The organism is Leisingera sp. ANG-S5 (genome assembly GCF_000813925.1).
Classification (GTDB): domain Bacteria; phylum Pseudomonadota; class Alphaproteobacteria; order Rhodobacterales; family Rhodobacteraceae; genus Leisingera.
On record NZ_JWLH01000002.1, the window covers coordinates 136842 to 151096 of the forward strand.

A 14255-nucleotide genomic window follows, 5' to 3' on the forward strand; every position below is an offset into this window, starting at 1 on the left:
CAGCACGAAATTTGGGAGCGCGCGGCATGACATTTGTTCCGCAGATCAACGACGCTGATGCCGGGGCCGTGGCCCGGGCCATGCAAACCATGCCCGACTCCGCCTCTGTGGCGGAGTTTGTGCCGGGGCCGGGCATCCAGCGGCTGGAGCTGGCATTCGACATCCAGCTGCTGCAAGAGGCGCTGGAGGAATGCCTGCGCCGCGAGGACTTCATGGGCGGCATGCAGGACCAGGGGTTTGCCGCGCTGCCGCTGACCCAGAGACCCGGGCAGACGGAGTGGACCGCCAACGACCTGTCGGGCCGTTACTGGCTGCGCGCCGACGACCGCTATGTCGAGGAGCCGCGCGAGGATCTGGTGCCGGAGGTGGATTTTTCCGAGTTCAATCCGAAGTTCGCCGGCACCTATTTCGAGCATGTGCACAGCGAGCTGGCCAAACGCTTTCCGATCGGGCGCACGCGGGTGCTGTCCAAGGGCCTTTATAACTGCAACTCCTGGCACCGCGACCCGGAACCGCGGCTGCATATCCCGGTACTCACCAACCCCGGTTCCCTGTTTATCGTCAATCATCACGTCACCCACTTGCCAGCGGACGGTTCGGTCTATTTCACTGACACCCGCGGCTACCACACCGCATTGAACGGAGGCGAAACCCGGCGCGTCCACATCGTGGCGGCGCTGGCTTATGAGCAGGTGACGGAATGAGCCAATACACAGGGCTGGCGGGGGCAGGGGGCGATGTACCCCTGTGCGATCTGCGCAGCGATACGGTGACGCGGCCCGATGCGGGTATGCTGCGGGCGATGGCTGCGGCGGAACTGGGCGATGACGTCTTTGGCGAGGACCCTTCGGTGAACCGCCTGGAGACTGTACTGGCCGAGCGTCTGGGCAAGGCGGCCGGCCTTTTCCTTCCTACTGGCACGATGAGCAATTTTACTGCCATGCTGGCGCATTGCCAGCGCGGCGAGGAAGTGATCTGCGGCAGGGATTATCATGTGAACGCCTATGAGGCGGCGGGAGCCTCGGTTCTGGGCGGCATTGCGCTATGCCCTCTGCCCGTGCGTGCGGACGGAGCGCTGGACCCGGCAGAGATCCGGGCTGCGGTGAAGGAGGATGATCCGCACCTGCCCATCAGCTGCCTGTTGTCGCTGGAGAACACCCATAACGGGCTGGCGGTGCCGCTGGCGGATATGGCCGCGGCGGCAGAGGCGGGCCGGGCTGCCGGGTTGTCGGTGCATCTGGACGGGGCGCGGTTTTTCAACGCGATCACCGCGCTGGGGTGCGCGGAAACGGATTTGGCCGGGCTGACGGACACGGTGTCGGTCTGCCTGTCCAAGGGATTGGGCACGCCTGCAGGATCAGTGTTGGTCGGGCCAGCGGATCTGATCGCCAAGGCGCGGCGCTGGCGCAAGATGCTGGGCGGCGGCATGCGGCAGGCGGGCGTGCTGGCGGCGGCCGGGCTTTACGCGCTGGAGCATAACGCGGGGCGGCTGGCGGAAGACCACGCGCGGGCGGCGGAACTGGCCGGAGTGCTGCGGGGCCTGGGCGCGGGTGACGTGTCCCAGGCCACAAACATGGTGTTCTTCACGCCGGGTGACGGAGGCAACGATGATCTGCGGGCGCACCTGGCGGCAGAGGGCTTGGTGATCGGCGGCGGCAATTCCGGTGCCATCCGCATGGTGCTGCATAAGAATGTGGATGACGCCGCGCTGGCGCAGATGGTGCAGGGGTTGCGGCGTTTCTACGGCTAGCTGCGGGCGCCGGAAAATTCGAATTTTCCGGCCAAAATTCTTATCAAGAATTTTCTGCACCTGGCCGCGGCGTCAGATTTCCTTGCGGGCCTGCATCGCGGCGGAAATTGTGCCGTCGTCCAGATAATCCAGCTCACCGCCGATCGGCACGCCCTGCGCCAGGGAGGTGAGCTTCACCTGTCCCTGCAGTTGGTCGGCGATGTAATGCGCCGTGGTCTGGCCGTCGATGGTGGCATTGAGGGCCAGGATCACCTCGCGGACTCCCTCGGTCGCCACGCGGTCGATCAGCCGCGGGATGCGCAGATCCTCCGGGCCCACCGCGTCCAGCGCGGAGAGCGTGCCGCCGAGCACATGGTAGCGGCCCTTGAACACGCCTGAGCGTTCCATCGCCCAGAGGTCGGCCACATCCTCGACCACGCACAGCTCGCCGTTGCCGCGCACCTCGTCGGTGCAGATCGGGCAGATCTCGCTGGTGCCGACATTGCCGCAGTTGAGGCATTCGCGGGCGGTCGCCGCCACTTCGCTCATCACGTCAGCCAGCGGGGTCAGCAGCAGCGCCCGCTTGCGGATCAGATGTAGCACCGCGCGCCGGGCCGAGCGCGGCCCCAGCCCCGGCAGCTTGGCCATCAGGGCAATCAGGTCTTCGATGTTGGTGGTAGAGTTCTTGATCATGCCGCGGGCCTTAAGGTTCCTTGCCATATAGGCCACCCGGGACCGCGGAGCGCAAGGGCCGCGCGGTAAAATGTTCGGGGTTTGTTTTTCCGGCGCCCAGGGGTATGCCTCGCCTGCAAAGGCGGAGGGTTCGGGATGGGCGACGGGATAGCGCGAGACGCAGGAGAAACTCCCCAGCTGTATTTTGGCCGGCTGACGGAGGTGTCGCCGCAGGAGATTGCCCGCCACATGTCAGACCCGCGGATGGCCGAGCATATGCCGTTGCTGGCAGGGGCTTGGGATGAGGCCGCCGCAAGGGATTTCGTGGCGGCCAAGGAGGCCTGCTGGCAGCGCGACGGGCTGGGCCATTGGGCGTTTTTGCGCGGGGAAGATTACCTCGGCTGGGGCGGGTTCCAGAAAGAAGGCGCAGAGTGGGATTTCGGGCTGGTGCTGCGGGCGGACTGTTTTGGCCTTGGCCCCGCAATCGCGCGCAAGGCACTGGCGTTTGCCCGCCAGGATCCGCGCATTCCCTTTGTCACCTTCCTGCTGCCGCCGACCCGCCGCCATCTGCTGCCGCTGATACGGCTGGGGGCGGTGCAGACCGGGGCGGTGCAATACGAGGGGCAGCGTTTTTTGAAGTTCCGGCTGGAGACTGGATGAGGCGGGCAAAGAAAAAGGCGGCACCAGACGGGCCGCCTTCTTTTGCATTCAGCTTGCCGGTTCTTAGAACGGCAGCTTGATGTCCTTGGGAAGACCCATGCTTTCGGTCAGCTTGGCCATTTCGTCCTGCGCCTTTTCCGCGGCCTTGGCCTGGGCGTCCTTGATCGCGGCCAGAATCAAGTCCTCGACCACTTCCTTGTCGTCGCCGTTGAAGATCGACGGGTCGATGTCCAGGGCTTTCAGGTCGCCCTTGGCGGAGGCGGTTGCCTTGACCAGGCCTGCGCCGGCCTCGCCGGTCACCATGACGTTGTGCAGGTCTTCCTGCATCTGCGCCATCTTGGTCTGCAGTTCCTGTGCCGATTTCATCATCTTGGCCATGTCGCCAAGACCGCCGAGGCCTTTGAGCATCTGTGTTCTCCTAAGTGCGGGGGCGCAGGGCGCCGTAAGTCATCCCCGCACATATCGCAATTGCGAGCGCGATGAACAAGTGGGGGGAAGCGGTGCAGTCTTCGATTATGCCCAAGGCCTTCTTATCATCAAAGAAAAGCTCGTGGTTATCTACGGCTATGACGAAGGCCAGAAGGCCCCACAGCGCGCCCGCGAGTGAAAACGGCAGTCGCTTTCCGCTATAAAGTGCGAATCCGGCAAGGGCAAAGAGGGCCAATGCAACAGGTTTGGACGAGAGCCGCACAAGGACATCCCATGCGCTGTCTTGTGCTTCCCCTGTGTCAAAGCAAGTGGTGGCAAAGGCGGTGGCCGGCATTGTTAACAAGAGGGCCGTCAGGCCCGCCGTCAGCCGTCCTCGAAGGGATCCCATTCGTCCTCCACCTCGGGCAGGGCTTCGGCGGCAACTTCGGCGGCCAGTTCCTCCGGTGTGCGGATGCGGGTGATTTTGGCCTTGGGGAAGTTCTCTAAAACGGCTTGCACCAGCGGATGCGCGGTCGCCTTCTCGCGCAGGGCGTTCTCAGCCGCGTCGCGGACCTCGGCAATTGTGGGCGCCTCGCCGTCCGGCGCGATGGAGACCACCCAGCGGGCACCGGTCCAGTTCTGCAGCGCCGAGCCAAGCCGGGCGGCCAGATCGCGCGGCGCCTGAGCCGAGGGGGTGAATTCGATCCGCCCGGGCTGGTAGGAAACCAGGCGCACGCCGGTCTCGACCTCGACCAGCAGTTTAACATCGCGGTTGGTGCGGATCAGTTCGACCACATGCTCGAACGACGGGTAGCGGGCGAGGGCAGAGCTGACCTGCGGCGCCAGTGCTGTCACCGTGCCGCCGCCGCCATGGGCCACAGGTGAGCCGCCGGGCGCGCCGCCCGCCGGGCCGCTTTGCGGCGCAGTGCCGCCAAGCGCCTGGGCGCCCATTCCCTGCATCTGCATGCCGCCACCGGGGCCGCCCGGCCCGGGGGGCGGCGGCGGGGGCGTGTCCTGCAGCTTGCGGATCAGCTCCTCAGGCGAGGGCAGGTCAGCCACATGGGTCAGGCGGATCACCGCCATTTCGGCCGCCATCATTGCGTTGGGGGCGGCGGCCACTTCTTCCAGCGCCTTCAGCAGCATCTGCCACATGCGGGTCAGCACCCGCATCGCCAGCGCATCCGCCATTGCCTTGCCGCGGGCGCGCTCATCGGGGCTGACGGTGGGGTCCTCGGCAGCATCAGGCGTGATCTTCACCACTGAGACCCAGTGGGTGATCTCCGCCAGATCGCGCAGCACCGCCAGCGGGTCGGCGCCCTCGGCATACTGACCCGAAAGTTCTGTCAGCGCCGCCGCCGCATCGCCGCGCAGGATCATGTCCATCAGGTCCAGCACCCGGCCGCGGTCTGCAAGACCCAGCATGGCGCGCACCTGATCGGCAGTGGTCTCGCCGGCGCCGTGGGAAATCGCCTGATCCAGCAGCGAAGTCGCATCCCGCGCAGAGCCCTCAGCAGCGCGGGTGATCAGCGCCAGCGCGTCCTCGGCTATTTCGGCGCCTTCGGCAGTTGCGATCTTGCGCAACAGGGCAATCATCACCTCCGGCTCGATCCGGCGCAGGTCGAACCGCTGGCAACGCGACAGCACCGTCACCGGCACCTTGCGGATTTCCGTAGTGGCGAAGATGAACTTCACATGCGCGGGCGGCTCCTCCAGCGTCTTCAACAGCGCGTTAAAGGCGGAGGTCGACAGCATGTGAACTTCGTCGATGATGTAGATCTTGTAGCGGGCCGAAGCGGCGCGGTACTGCACCGAGTCGATGATCTCGCGGATGTCATTGACGCCAGTGCGCGAGGCCGCGTCCATCTCCATCACGTCCACATGGCGGCCTTCCATGATCGCTGTGCAATGCTCGCATTTGCCGCAAGGATCGGTGGTGGGGCCGCCCTGGCCGTCCTCGCCGACGCAGTTCATACCCTTGGCGATGATCCGGGCGGTGGTGGTCTTACCGGTGCCGCGGATGCCGGTCATGATGAAGGCCTGGGCAATCCGGTCGGCGGCAAAGGCGTTTTTCAGCGTCCGCACCATGGCGTCCTGGCCCACCAGATCGGCAAAGGTCTCTGGCCGGTATTTGCGGGCCAGAACCTGGTATTGGGAAGGGGTGGTGCCGCTGGGGGTATCGTTCATGATGTCTCGTGCCGGATTCGATGTGCGGGTGTCCCGCGTTCCGCGCAGGGTATTCAAGCGCAGCCGGTTCGTCCACCGCTGATGGGCTGCTGCCGGGCAGCCAAGAAAAGGTTTTGGATTTGGCGGGTTTGGCGGTTAGAATCCCCTTGCAAGACCCTGGGCGGGAGTGGGAATTGGAACGCAACGCGAGGAGGCGGCATGCGATCTGACGAAGTCTCTGGGACTGCGGCGCAAGAGATGCCTGTGCCTGTGAACATTTCCATATACGAGGTGCCCGTCGCGGGCGGGATGCTGGCGCTGTGCCCCTTGCCTGGCAAGGGCGGCGACTACCCTGGCGACATGGGCCGGATCAATGCCTGGAAACCCGGGCTCGTGATCTCCATGACCACGGCTGAGGAACACGCGGCAGCGGGCAGTCACCGGCTGGGCTGCGACATTCAAAGCATGGCCTGCCGCTGGGTGCATCTGCCTGTGCCGGATTTCGACGTGCCATCCCGGCAGGTGGCAATGAAATGGCCCAAGGCCAGCGCTTCGGCGCGAATGGCGCTGGAGGGCGGCGGCCGGGTGCTGGTGCATTGCAAAGGCGGCTGTGGCCGCTCCGGCATGGCGGTGCTGCGGCTGATGATTGAAAGCGGCGAAGATCCCGCGCAGGCGCTGGCCCGGCTGCGGGCCGTGCGCCCCTGCGCGGTGGAGACGCAGGCTCAGATGGAATGGGCCTACGCCGGTCGTTCCGCGGGGTTCCGGCCGCAATAAGGCGGCAGCTCAGTGCGGCCTGCCGAACCTTGTTTCTGTGCCCTGACTGCTGGCCTAAAGCGCCAGCATCTGCTCTGCCTGATGCGCCTCTGCCGTTTTCGGCAGCGCCTCCATCAGTGCGCAGGGGCGGGCGTCCAGTTTTGAGGCGGCAAAACCGGTGCCGTCGCGGCCGAGGATCGCATCGGCAAACCGGTCCAGCCCCTCGCGCGGGGCCTCTTCTCCGACACCGCAGAACAGCCGGATCCGGTCGTGGCTGGCCACGAACTGCGCCGGGCAGTTGCGCGGGCATCCGTCCAGCGCGCTGGTGCCGGTGATTTCGAAATCTTCCTGGGTCAGCGGCTTGGCCTTGGTCATCGCCTCGGCCAGTTTGGCGATCATCCGCTCTGCCGCCGGGCAGGGTCGCCCCAGGTATTTGCAATCCGTTGCCGCATAGAAATGCGTCTTGTCCGTCCACATCATGTTTGCGCCCTCCGCGCGTAGTGCGGGGGTTCGGGGACAGGAGACCGGATGAGAAAGCGGGAGCCCCGCGGTGCCATCAGACCCTGTCCGGACACCCCGCCCGGGTTCGAGTTTCACATTCGATGGCAGGTCTCCTGACTTGCGGGTCGCAGCTTTCCCGATCCTTCCCGGCCTCTTTGGGGGCCAGTGGCTCTATCGGGGTCGCTCGCCGCTTACAGTTGCGGGGGCAGTCGCGGAATTGGCCTTGCGCTGGGCAGGGCCGCACCGTGTTCCCTTTTCATCCCGGACACAAGATTCTGTGGCGCGGGAACCATCGACACAAGCGGTAGCGGCTTCCGCCTCGAGTCGTCAATCGTTTTTCTGCGGCTGCACATGGGCGGGGAGGGGCCTGTGCATCTGAAGGTGCAGCCCCCGGATCACATCCGAATCGCGCCGCACCCGGGCCAGCTGCCAGCCGCCCTGCAGCAGGATATAGAAATTCTCAGCAGCCGCGCGGGCCTCTGCCTCGGCCAGGCCGAGGCGCTGGGCGTGGGCCGCGGTTTCAGTGATCCAGCCCTCAAACAGTTTGGCGGCGTGCTGGTGGAAGGCCTCGTTCTCCGGCCCCTCGAACAGGGTGGCGGAGACCGGGCAGCCGCTCCATTTGCCCTGTTTGTCAAAGAGTTTCGCCAGTTTGTAACAGACCGTCTTGGCGCCTTCCTGAAACGTCGGGGCAGGAGTGAAAGACGCGTCGATCAGCACCAGCATCTGCTCCGACGCCCAGTCCGCCGCTGCCAGGGCCAGATCGGATTTGCCGTTCGGGAAATGGTGGTAGAGCGAGCCCTTCGGCGCCTCCGCCGCTGCCAGCAATTCGGCCAGGCCGGTGCCGCTGTAGCCCTTGTTGCGGAACAGGCCGGCGGCCGCCCGCAGCAGCCGCTCGCGGGTTGGGACGGGGCCGTCCGGGGCGGCAGAGGGTGTCGTCACGTCAGTCATGACGGCAGGTTGACAGCATTAGACCGATTGGTCCAGAGGTGGAATAGACCAATCGGTCTAGGAGGGTGCCATGCTCGACAGCCATTCAGAACACGCCGCGGATGTCCGGGTGGAGGGCGTGCGCTTTGCCGCTGGTGACGCGGTGCTGGCCGGGCGGCTCTATCACCCTGCGGGACCTGCCAGGGCAGCGGTGGTGCTGAATGGCGCAACCGGGGTGCCGCAGGGCTACTACCGGCATTTCGCGCGCTGGCTGGCGGCAGAGCGGCAGATGGCTTGCCTAACCTACGATTACCGGGACTTCGGGGCCTCGGCGCGCATGCACCCGCGCCGGTCACAGGCCACCATGGGTGATTGGGCGCTGGCGGATCAGCCAGCCGCCCGGACAGAAATGCAGCGGCACTATGCGGGCGTGCCGATGTATGTGATTGGCCATTCTCTGGGGGCGATGCTGATGCCCCTGCAGGAAGGCCTGACGGACGTCGCCCGCATGATCGTGGTTGCGGGCGGCTTGGTGCATCACCACGATCATCCCTGGCCCTACCGCGCGCTGGCGCTGGCCTTCTGGTTCGGCCATGTGCCGGCGCTGGTCCGTGCCTTGGGCTATCTGCCCGGGCGCGCGGTGGGGTTCGGGGCCGACTTGCCGGCTGGTGTCTACTGGCAGTGGCGGCGCTGGTGCACCACGCCGGGCAGCTACCTGCCGGAGACCGGCACCACGCTGCCGCAGCCCCGCTGGGCGGAAACCGGCATCCCGGTGGATCTGTTTGCGATGGCGGATGACGACGTGGTGCCGCCGCTAGCGGTCTGGCGGCTGGGCGATGCCTATGGAGATGTGCCGCAGCGCCGGATTGTGCTGGATCCGCAGCAGGCCGGCGTCCAGAAAATCGGCCATCTGGGCGCCTTTGCCCGCGCCAATGCCGCGCTGTGGCCGCGGCTGCTGCCGCAGGCCTGACCGGGGCTTCCTCAGGCTGTCCGGCTCAGACGCTCTTCAGTCAAGCGGGCATAATCCGCCAACCGCAGTTTGAAGCGGCGATTGAGGTTGCTGCGCGCCAGTTTCAGCGATTGCACCAGCAAGCGCCCTGTCAGGGTGGTGGGCGACAGCTTGAGCCGGACCGACATCCGGGTCCGTTGCGGCGACAGCGCCAGCAGCTCGACTTCCATCCGCCCGTCAACCCCGCTGCCGCTGCCATCCAGCGCCATGCCCGACGGCGGCGTGTAAGAGGCCATCGTCAGCTTGATCGCGCGCGGTTTGCCGCGGAAGCTGAAGGACAGGTCCCAGGCCAGGCCGTTTTCCGGATGGGCAGGGTCACCGGTGCGCTGCAGCTCGATGCCGCGCCGCAGGGCAGACCGCTCCAGCGTGCCGAAGTCGGAGATCGCCGCAAACACCTCTGCAATCGGGGCTTCGATGTCTTCCTTGCTGTGAAATTCCATGTTCGCCTGCCTCGTCTGCGGCTTGGGGTCGGTGCCGTTTCCGGCAAATATGCGCCTTAGTCCAGCGTGTCTGCAAGCCAGTTCTTGATCAAAAACTGCGCAATTGCGCCTTCGCGTGCGGGTTTCAGAACCGGGTGTTCGCCTGCAAAGACGGTCATCATCTCCTGGCGGCTGATCCACATGGCGTCCTCGATCTCTTCCGGGTCTATGGTGATCTCACGGCTCAGCGCCTCGCCTGCGCAGCCGAACATCAGCGACATCGGAAAGGCCCAGGGCTGGCTGGACAGGTAGCTGACCGGGCCGACCCGCACGCCGGTTTCCTCCAGCACTTCGCGGCGCACCGCGGCCTCCAGCGTCTCGCCCGGCTCGACGAAGCCTGCCAGCAGCGAGTACATGCCTTCAGGCCAACCGGGGGAGCGGCCCATCAGGACGCTGTCGCCATGGGTGATCAGCATGATCACCACCGGGTCGGTGCGCGGGAAATGCGGGGCCTTGCAGGACGGGCAGACGCGCTGCCATCCAGCCTGCGCCATGTCACTGGACGCGCCGCAGCAGGCGCAGAACCGGTGGCTGCGGTGCCAGGCGAGGAGCGCCTTGGCGGTGGCGGACAGTTCCGCCTCCAGCGGGGTGAGGCGGGTCATGATCCGGCGCAGCTCTGCAAAGACATGTGTGTCCGGCAGCTCAGGATGCTGCTGCTCGCTGGCGTCGGCAAAGCTGTTGAGCGCATCCTGGTCCAGGTCCTGCGGCTGCCAATCGCTGATGTCGCAGGCAAAGCAATGCGTGCCGCCGGGGGCCTGGCCCAGGTAAATTGCGTCACCCTTGCGGTCCGCCGCCAGCGGATGCGAGGGCAGGGTCCAAGCCAGGCCGCAAGGCAGATCCCCCTCCGCTGCACGCCGCGTGAGCGGCTTGCCGCGCCACATCAGCAGCACCTGCACCTCAGAGCTGTTCCAGGCCGCCTCCAGCGCCGCCGTGTCCGTGCGCAGATGCGCCGCGCGCTCCAGCCCGCCGCCGCCAAAGGTCACCTGTTCCGCGCGTTTCATGGCAATTCTCCTATGGCTGGCGGACGCCTGGCCGCGCTCAACGGGGAAATGCGGCAATGCATGACAGTGTGCCGCAGCCGTTGCCAGCATTTGCCTGCGATCTGTGCTTGCCTGTCGCAGTGCCGCCACACCTGGCATCGTTGACGTAGGGTCATTTTGCAGCAGAACAGGGGCATCCGCGCCGCCGCCTCAGGGCGTCTACGAAAAAGTTAATACGCAGAGAAAAGGATTCTTTGCAAATTCTGAAAACGCTGATTCAAATAGCGCCGAACAAGAATGGCGCCGAATGGTGCGAGAGGAGCGGCGGGCAGGCGGTGTCAGCAGTATTTTGGACATGACAGGCGGGCCGGCGGCCTCCAAGCCCCGCAGTGCCGGGGAATTGCATGTGCTGGCCACCACGGACCTGCACTGCAATCTGCTGAGCCATGATTACTATGCCAACAGGCCGGATCCGGCCATTGGACTGTCGCGGGTCGCAACCCTGATTTCCCAGGCGCGTGCTGAGGCTGCGCAAAGCGGGGCGGCCTGTATCCTGGTCGACAATGGCGACGGTTTGCAGGGGGCGCCGCTGGGAGATGTTCTGCCGCAGGCGTCCGGTCCGCATCCGCTGGTGCGTGCATTCCAGGTTCTGGAATATGATGCCGCCGGCCTAGGCAATCACGATTTCGATTCCGGGCTGGAGGCGCTGGCAAATGTGCTGCAGGACGCGCCCTGTCCGGTCCTGTGCTCCAACCTGTCAGCGGCTGATCCCGGTCGCGCGCTGCCATTTGCAGCCTCGGCAGTGCTGGAGCGGGTGGTGCCTTGCTGTCCGGACCTGCCGCCAGTGCAAATCGGAGTGGTCTCTGTGCTGCCGCCGCAGACGCTGGCCTGGTGCCGGCAAGCGCTGGAGGGGCAGCTGCGGGCAGACGGCATTATTGAAGCCGCAGCAGAGCGGGCGCGGCAGCTGAAGGCGGAAGGCTGCGATCTGGTGCTGGCGCTGGCGCATACCGGGCTGGCAGCGGCGGGCGGCGACAGCAGCGAAAACGCATTGGAAGACTTGGCAGCCCTGGCGGAGATCGACGCCGTGGTCGGCGGACACACCCACCTGACACTGCCGCACCCGGACCACCCCTTTGCTAAGCCAGTGGTGATGCCCGGTGCGCATGGGTCGCATCTGGGGGTGATCCGGCTGGAGCTGGAGTATGCTGCTGGCGGCTGGCAGATGGCTGGCGGCTCTGCCTGTTTGCAGCCGGTCTCGCAGCCTGGCGCAGCCGGCACCGCAACTCCGCTGGCAAAAGAGGATCCTGTCCTTGTGCAGGCGCTGGCAGAGGATCATACCCGCACTCAGGAGCGGATGCAGGAACCGGCAGGCCACAGCCCGGTGGCGATGCATTCCTACTTCACTTTTTTTGCACCGGACCGGGGCCTGACACTGGCAGCCTGCGCCCAGGCCGCCGCAGCGCGGGTGCTGCTGCGCGGCACTGCCGCCGAAGACCTGCCGCTCTTGTCGGCAGCGGCACCGGGCAAATTCGGAGGCCGCTCCGGGCCGCAGTCCTACACCGACATTGCGGCCGGCGGGCTTTGTGCCCGCAATATTGCGGATTTGCAGGTCTTCCCGAACGAATTGCGGGCGGTGGCCGTTACTGGCGCACAGCTGCGGGACTGGCTGGAAATGTCAGCCGGGCTGTTCAACCGGATTGCGCCGGGCAGCTCCGGCCAGCGGCTGACCGATCCGCTGCGGGCCGGGCACAACTTCGATGTGATTTTCGGCCTCAGCTACCGGATCGACGTCTCCCAGCCGCCGCGGTACTCCGCATCAGGGGATCTTCTCAATCCTGAGGTCCGGCGGATCACCGATCTTTGCTGGCAGGGCCGTCCGGTGGACCCCGGCCAGCGCTTCGCGGTTGCGCTCAACAGCTACCGGGTCAGCGGCGGCGGCCGGTTCCGGGTGCTCGAGGAGGCGGAAGTGCTGCCGCTGCCGCCGGTCCGTATCCGTCAGGCGATCCGCGACTACATTGCCGGGCGTTTGCCGCCGGAGCCGCTGGCAGAGATGCCCTATCCCTGGCAGCTGGCGCCGGTGCCGGGCACCAGCGCAGTGGCCGTGACCGGCCCTGGCGCAGCGGAGCACCTGCAGGAACTGCCCGCCGGGCTGGCCGCGCCGCGCGGTTTCAACAGCGGCGGATTCTGGGAGCTGGAGCTGCAGCTTTAAGCATCCAAAGGAGGTGCCGGAGTGGCCCTTGCCAATCCCGGCAGCGGTCCTTATATCGGGATTCGAGAGGTTGGCGCGGGCAAGCGCCTCGCCAACCTGGTCAGGTCCGGAAGGAAGCAGCCACAACGAGCCCCGCTTGGGTCGATGTCCAGCCTCTCACTTATCCCCGCCGCGCTGTGATCGAGACGCCGTTTTCCTGCGAGGAAAACGGCCAGGAAAATCGATTTTTCCTGGCCGGAATTCGCGCCGAATTCCGGCTGGCCTAGAACCGGCCGTTGTCTGCCGGATAGACGCCGAGAATTTCCACATTGGTGGTGAAATAGCTCAGCTCGTCCATTGCCAGCTGCACATTGGCATCCTCGGGGTGGCCCTCGATATCGGCATAGAACTGGGTCGCGGTGAACGAGCCGTCCACCATGTAGCTTTCCAGCTTGGTCATGTTGATGCCGTTGGTGGCAAAGCCGCCCATCGCCTTGTAGAGCGCCGCCGGGATGTTGCGCACCTGAAAGACGAAGCTGGTGATCATGTTGTGGGCACCGCGGCGGGTGTAATCAATATCCTTGGCCATGATCAGGAAGCGGGTGGTGTTGTCGCCATTGTCCTCAATATGGCGGGCCAGCACGTCCAGCCCGTAGATCTCGCCCGCCAGTTCGCTGGCCAGCGCGGCAGAGTGGATGTCGCCGGCCTCGGCCACGTCGCGGGCGGCGCGGGCATTGTCGGGGCTGACGCGGCCGCGGATGCCGTGCTCGCGCAGGAAGGTTCCGCACTGCGGCAGCAGCACCAGATGCGAATGCGCCTCGCGGATGTCCTCCAGTTTCGCGCCCGGCACCGCCAGCAGGTTGATATGCACCCGCACAAAGGCCTCGTCGATGATGTGCAGCCCGCTGTGCGGCAGCAGCCGGTGGCTGTCGGCCACCCGCCCGTAGGTGGAGTTCTCCACCGGCAGCATCGCCTGCTCCGCCTCACCGCTGCGCACCGCCTCCAGAATCTCCTCGAACGTGCGGCAGGGCAGCACCTCCATACCGGGGCGGGCAATGCGGCAGGCCTCGTGGCTGTAGGAGCCAAGCTCCCCCTGAATGGCGATTTTGCGGCTCATGGGTGTGTTCCCCGTGCAAAACTTCAAGAATTGGGCGTTTCGTCGCGCTGTCTATACCTTGCCACTTGGGAGGGGAAGCCTTAGACACCCCTGCAGACAGCTAAATGGACTCGCGATCATGTTTGACACGATGACCCTCACCAAAGCGACCGCAGGCATCTGCGGCGCGTTCCTGGTATTCCTTCTGGGCAAATGGGGCGCAGAAGTACTGTATCACATGGACAGCCACGGTGAGGCTTCCTATGTGATCGAAGTCGCCTCGGCCGAAGATGCCGGCAGCGACGAGCCGGAAGTCAGCTTTGAAGAGCTGATGGCCTCCGCCGACGCCGCCAAAGGCGCCAAGGTATTCAAGAAGTGCTCCGCCTGCCACAAGCTGGAAGACGGCGCCAACGCAACCGGCCCGTATCTCTACGGTGTGGTTGGCCGCGATATCGCTTCCGCATCCGGCTTCGGCTACTCCGGCGCGCTGACCGGCCTGGCCGGCAAGGCCTGGACCCCGGAAGAGCTGGACGCCTTCCTGGCCAAGCCGTCGGCCTATGCCTCCGGCACCACCATGTCGTTCTCCGGCCTGAAAAAGCAGGCCGACCGGGTGAACCTCATCGCCTATCTGGACAGCCTGGACGGCTAAGCCGGACCGCTGTCCCAGCACTCCAATTGAAAAAGCCGCTG

The 14255-nt window shown here is 65.6% G+C and carries 16 protein-coding genes, 1 other RNA gene and 1 riboswitch; of the genes, 8 read left to right on the forward strand and 9 right to left on the reverse strand.

From position 1 onward, the window contains the following. Positions 1 to 26: 26 nt before the first annotated feature. On the forward strand, positions 27 to 704 hold the full coding sequence (locus tag RA25_RS04230) for a hypothetical protein (RefSeq protein WP_039170484.1): 678 nt from the start codon (positions 27 to 29) through the stop codon (positions 702 to 704). After that, positions 701 to 1750, forward strand: a complete 1050-nt coding sequence (gene ltaE, locus RA25_RS04235) for a low-specificity L-threonine aldolase (RefSeq protein ID WP_052254155.1) — start codon at positions 701 to 703, stop codon at positions 1748 to 1750. The genes RA25_RS04230 and ltaE overlap by 4 nt, the downstream gene beginning before the upstream one ends. Before the next feature lie 72 nt (positions 1751 to 1822). Here ltaE and recR read toward each other — a convergent pair whose 3' ends face one another. Next, positions 1823 to 2422, reverse strand: coding sequence for a recombination mediator RecR (gene recR, locus RA25_RS04240; RefSeq protein ID WP_039170485.1), 600 nt, complete (start codon positions 2420 to 2422; stop codon positions 1823 to 1825). Between the two features lie 135 nt (positions 2423 to 2557). Here recR and RA25_RS04245 point away from each other — a divergent pair, with 135 nt between their 5' ends. Continuing rightward, the gene (locus tag RA25_RS04245) at positions 2558 to 3061 is read left to right on the forward strand and encodes a GNAT family N-acetyltransferase (RefSeq protein ID WP_052254156.1); all 504 of its coding nucleotides are present in this window, start codon (positions 2558 to 2560) and stop codon (positions 3059 to 3061) included. 63 nt (positions 3062 to 3124) lie between these two features. Here the strand turns inward: RA25_RS04245 and RA25_RS04250 are convergent, their stop codons facing one another. The 3 genes from RA25_RS04250 to RA25_RS04260 are packed head-to-tail and all read right to left on the reverse strand — an operon-like array spanning position 3125 to position 5710. After that, the gene (locus tag RA25_RS04250; RefSeq protein WP_019298230.1) at positions 3125 to 3469 is read right to left on the reverse strand and encodes a YbaB/EbfC family nucleoid-associated protein; all 345 of its coding nucleotides are present in this window, start codon (positions 3467 to 3469) and stop codon (positions 3125 to 3127) included. A gap of 10 nt (positions 3470 to 3479) precedes the next feature. After that, positions 3480 to 3878 (reverse strand): hypothetical protein, encoded by a 399-nt coding sequence (locus tag RA25_RS04255; RefSeq protein WP_039152754.1) that lies wholly within the window; start codon positions 3876 to 3878, stop codon positions 3480 to 3482. After that, complete coding sequence (locus RA25_RS04260; protein WP_446720364.1) at positions 3854 to 5710, reverse strand: DNA polymerase III subunit gamma/tau; 1857 nt, start codon at positions 5708 to 5710, stop codon at positions 3854 to 3856. The genes RA25_RS04255 and RA25_RS04260 overlap by 25 nt, the downstream gene beginning before the upstream one ends. A gap of 180 nt (positions 5711 to 5890) precedes the next feature. On the opposite strand from RA25_RS04260, the gene RA25_RS04265 reads away from it, so the two are divergent. Then, positions 5891 to 6406, forward strand: a complete 516-nt coding sequence (locus RA25_RS04265) for a protein-tyrosine phosphatase family protein (protein ID WP_019298227.1) — start codon at positions 5891 to 5893, stop codon at positions 6404 to 6406. Between the two features lie 54 nt (positions 6407 to 6460). On the opposite strand, the gene RA25_RS04270 is transcribed toward RA25_RS04265, so the two are convergent. Both RA25_RS04270 and RA25_RS04275 read right to left on the reverse strand, forming a co-directional pair. Further along, the gene (locus RA25_RS04270) at positions 6461 to 6865 is read right to left on the reverse strand and encodes a hypothetical protein (RefSeq protein ID WP_052254157.1); all 405 of its coding nucleotides are present in this window, start codon (positions 6863 to 6865) and stop codon (positions 6461 to 6463) included. A gap of 107 nt (positions 6866 to 6972) precedes the next feature. Continuing rightward, positions 6973 to 7195: riboswitch (cobalamin riboswitch) on the reverse strand. An 18-nt stretch (positions 7196 to 7213) separates the two neighbouring features. Beyond that, a complete protein-coding gene (locus RA25_RS04275) occupies positions 7214 to 7834 on the reverse strand; it encodes a TetR/AcrR family transcriptional regulator (protein ID WP_039170488.1) in 621 nt (206 codons plus the stop codon). 70 nt (positions 7835 to 7904) lie between these two features. Between RA25_RS04275 and RA25_RS04280 the strand changes: the two genes are divergently transcribed. After that, complete coding sequence (locus RA25_RS04280) at positions 7905 to 8783, forward strand: alpha/beta hydrolase family protein (RefSeq protein WP_039170489.1); 879 nt, start codon at positions 7905 to 7907, stop codon at positions 8781 to 8783. 11 nt (positions 8784 to 8794) lie between these two features. On the opposite strand, the gene RA25_RS04285 is transcribed toward RA25_RS04280, so the two are convergent. Then, positions 8795 to 9262: an SRPBCC family protein gene (locus RA25_RS04285; RefSeq protein WP_039170490.1), complete on the reverse strand. Its 468-nt coding sequence runs from the start codon at positions 9260 to 9262 to the stop codon at positions 8795 to 8797. Between the two features lie 56 nt (positions 9263 to 9318). Continuing rightward, complete coding sequence (gene nudC, locus RA25_RS04290; protein WP_039170491.1) at positions 9319 to 10302, reverse strand: NAD(+) diphosphatase; 984 nt, start codon at positions 10300 to 10302, stop codon at positions 9319 to 9321. 334 nt (positions 10303 to 10636) lie between these two features. Here nudC and RA25_RS04295 point away from each other — a divergent pair, with 334 nt between their 5' ends. Both RA25_RS04295 and ffs read left to right on the forward strand, forming a co-directional pair. Next, positions 10637 to 12490: a 5'-nucleotidase C-terminal domain-containing protein gene (locus RA25_RS04295; RefSeq protein WP_039170492.1), complete on the forward strand. Its 1854-nt coding sequence runs from the start codon at positions 10637 to 10639 to the stop codon at positions 12488 to 12490. 63 nt (positions 12491 to 12553) lie between these two features. After that, positions 12554 to 12652: signal recognition particle sRNA small type (ffs, locus tag RA25_RS22315), an RNA gene on the forward strand. 100 nt (positions 12653 to 12752) lie between these two features. Here ffs and RA25_RS04300 read toward each other — a convergent pair. After that, positions 12753 to 13586: a prephenate dehydratase gene (locus RA25_RS04300; RefSeq protein WP_039170493.1), complete on the reverse strand. Its 834-nt coding sequence runs from the start codon at positions 13584 to 13586 to the stop codon at positions 12753 to 12755. Positions 13587 to 13704: 118 nt separating this feature from the next. Between RA25_RS04300 and RA25_RS04305 the strand changes: the two genes are divergently transcribed. Beyond that, complete coding sequence (locus RA25_RS04305; RefSeq protein WP_019298219.1) at positions 13705 to 14214, forward strand: c-type cytochrome; 510 nt, start codon at positions 13705 to 13707, stop codon at positions 14212 to 14214. Positions 14215 to 14255: the final 41 nt, after the last annotated feature.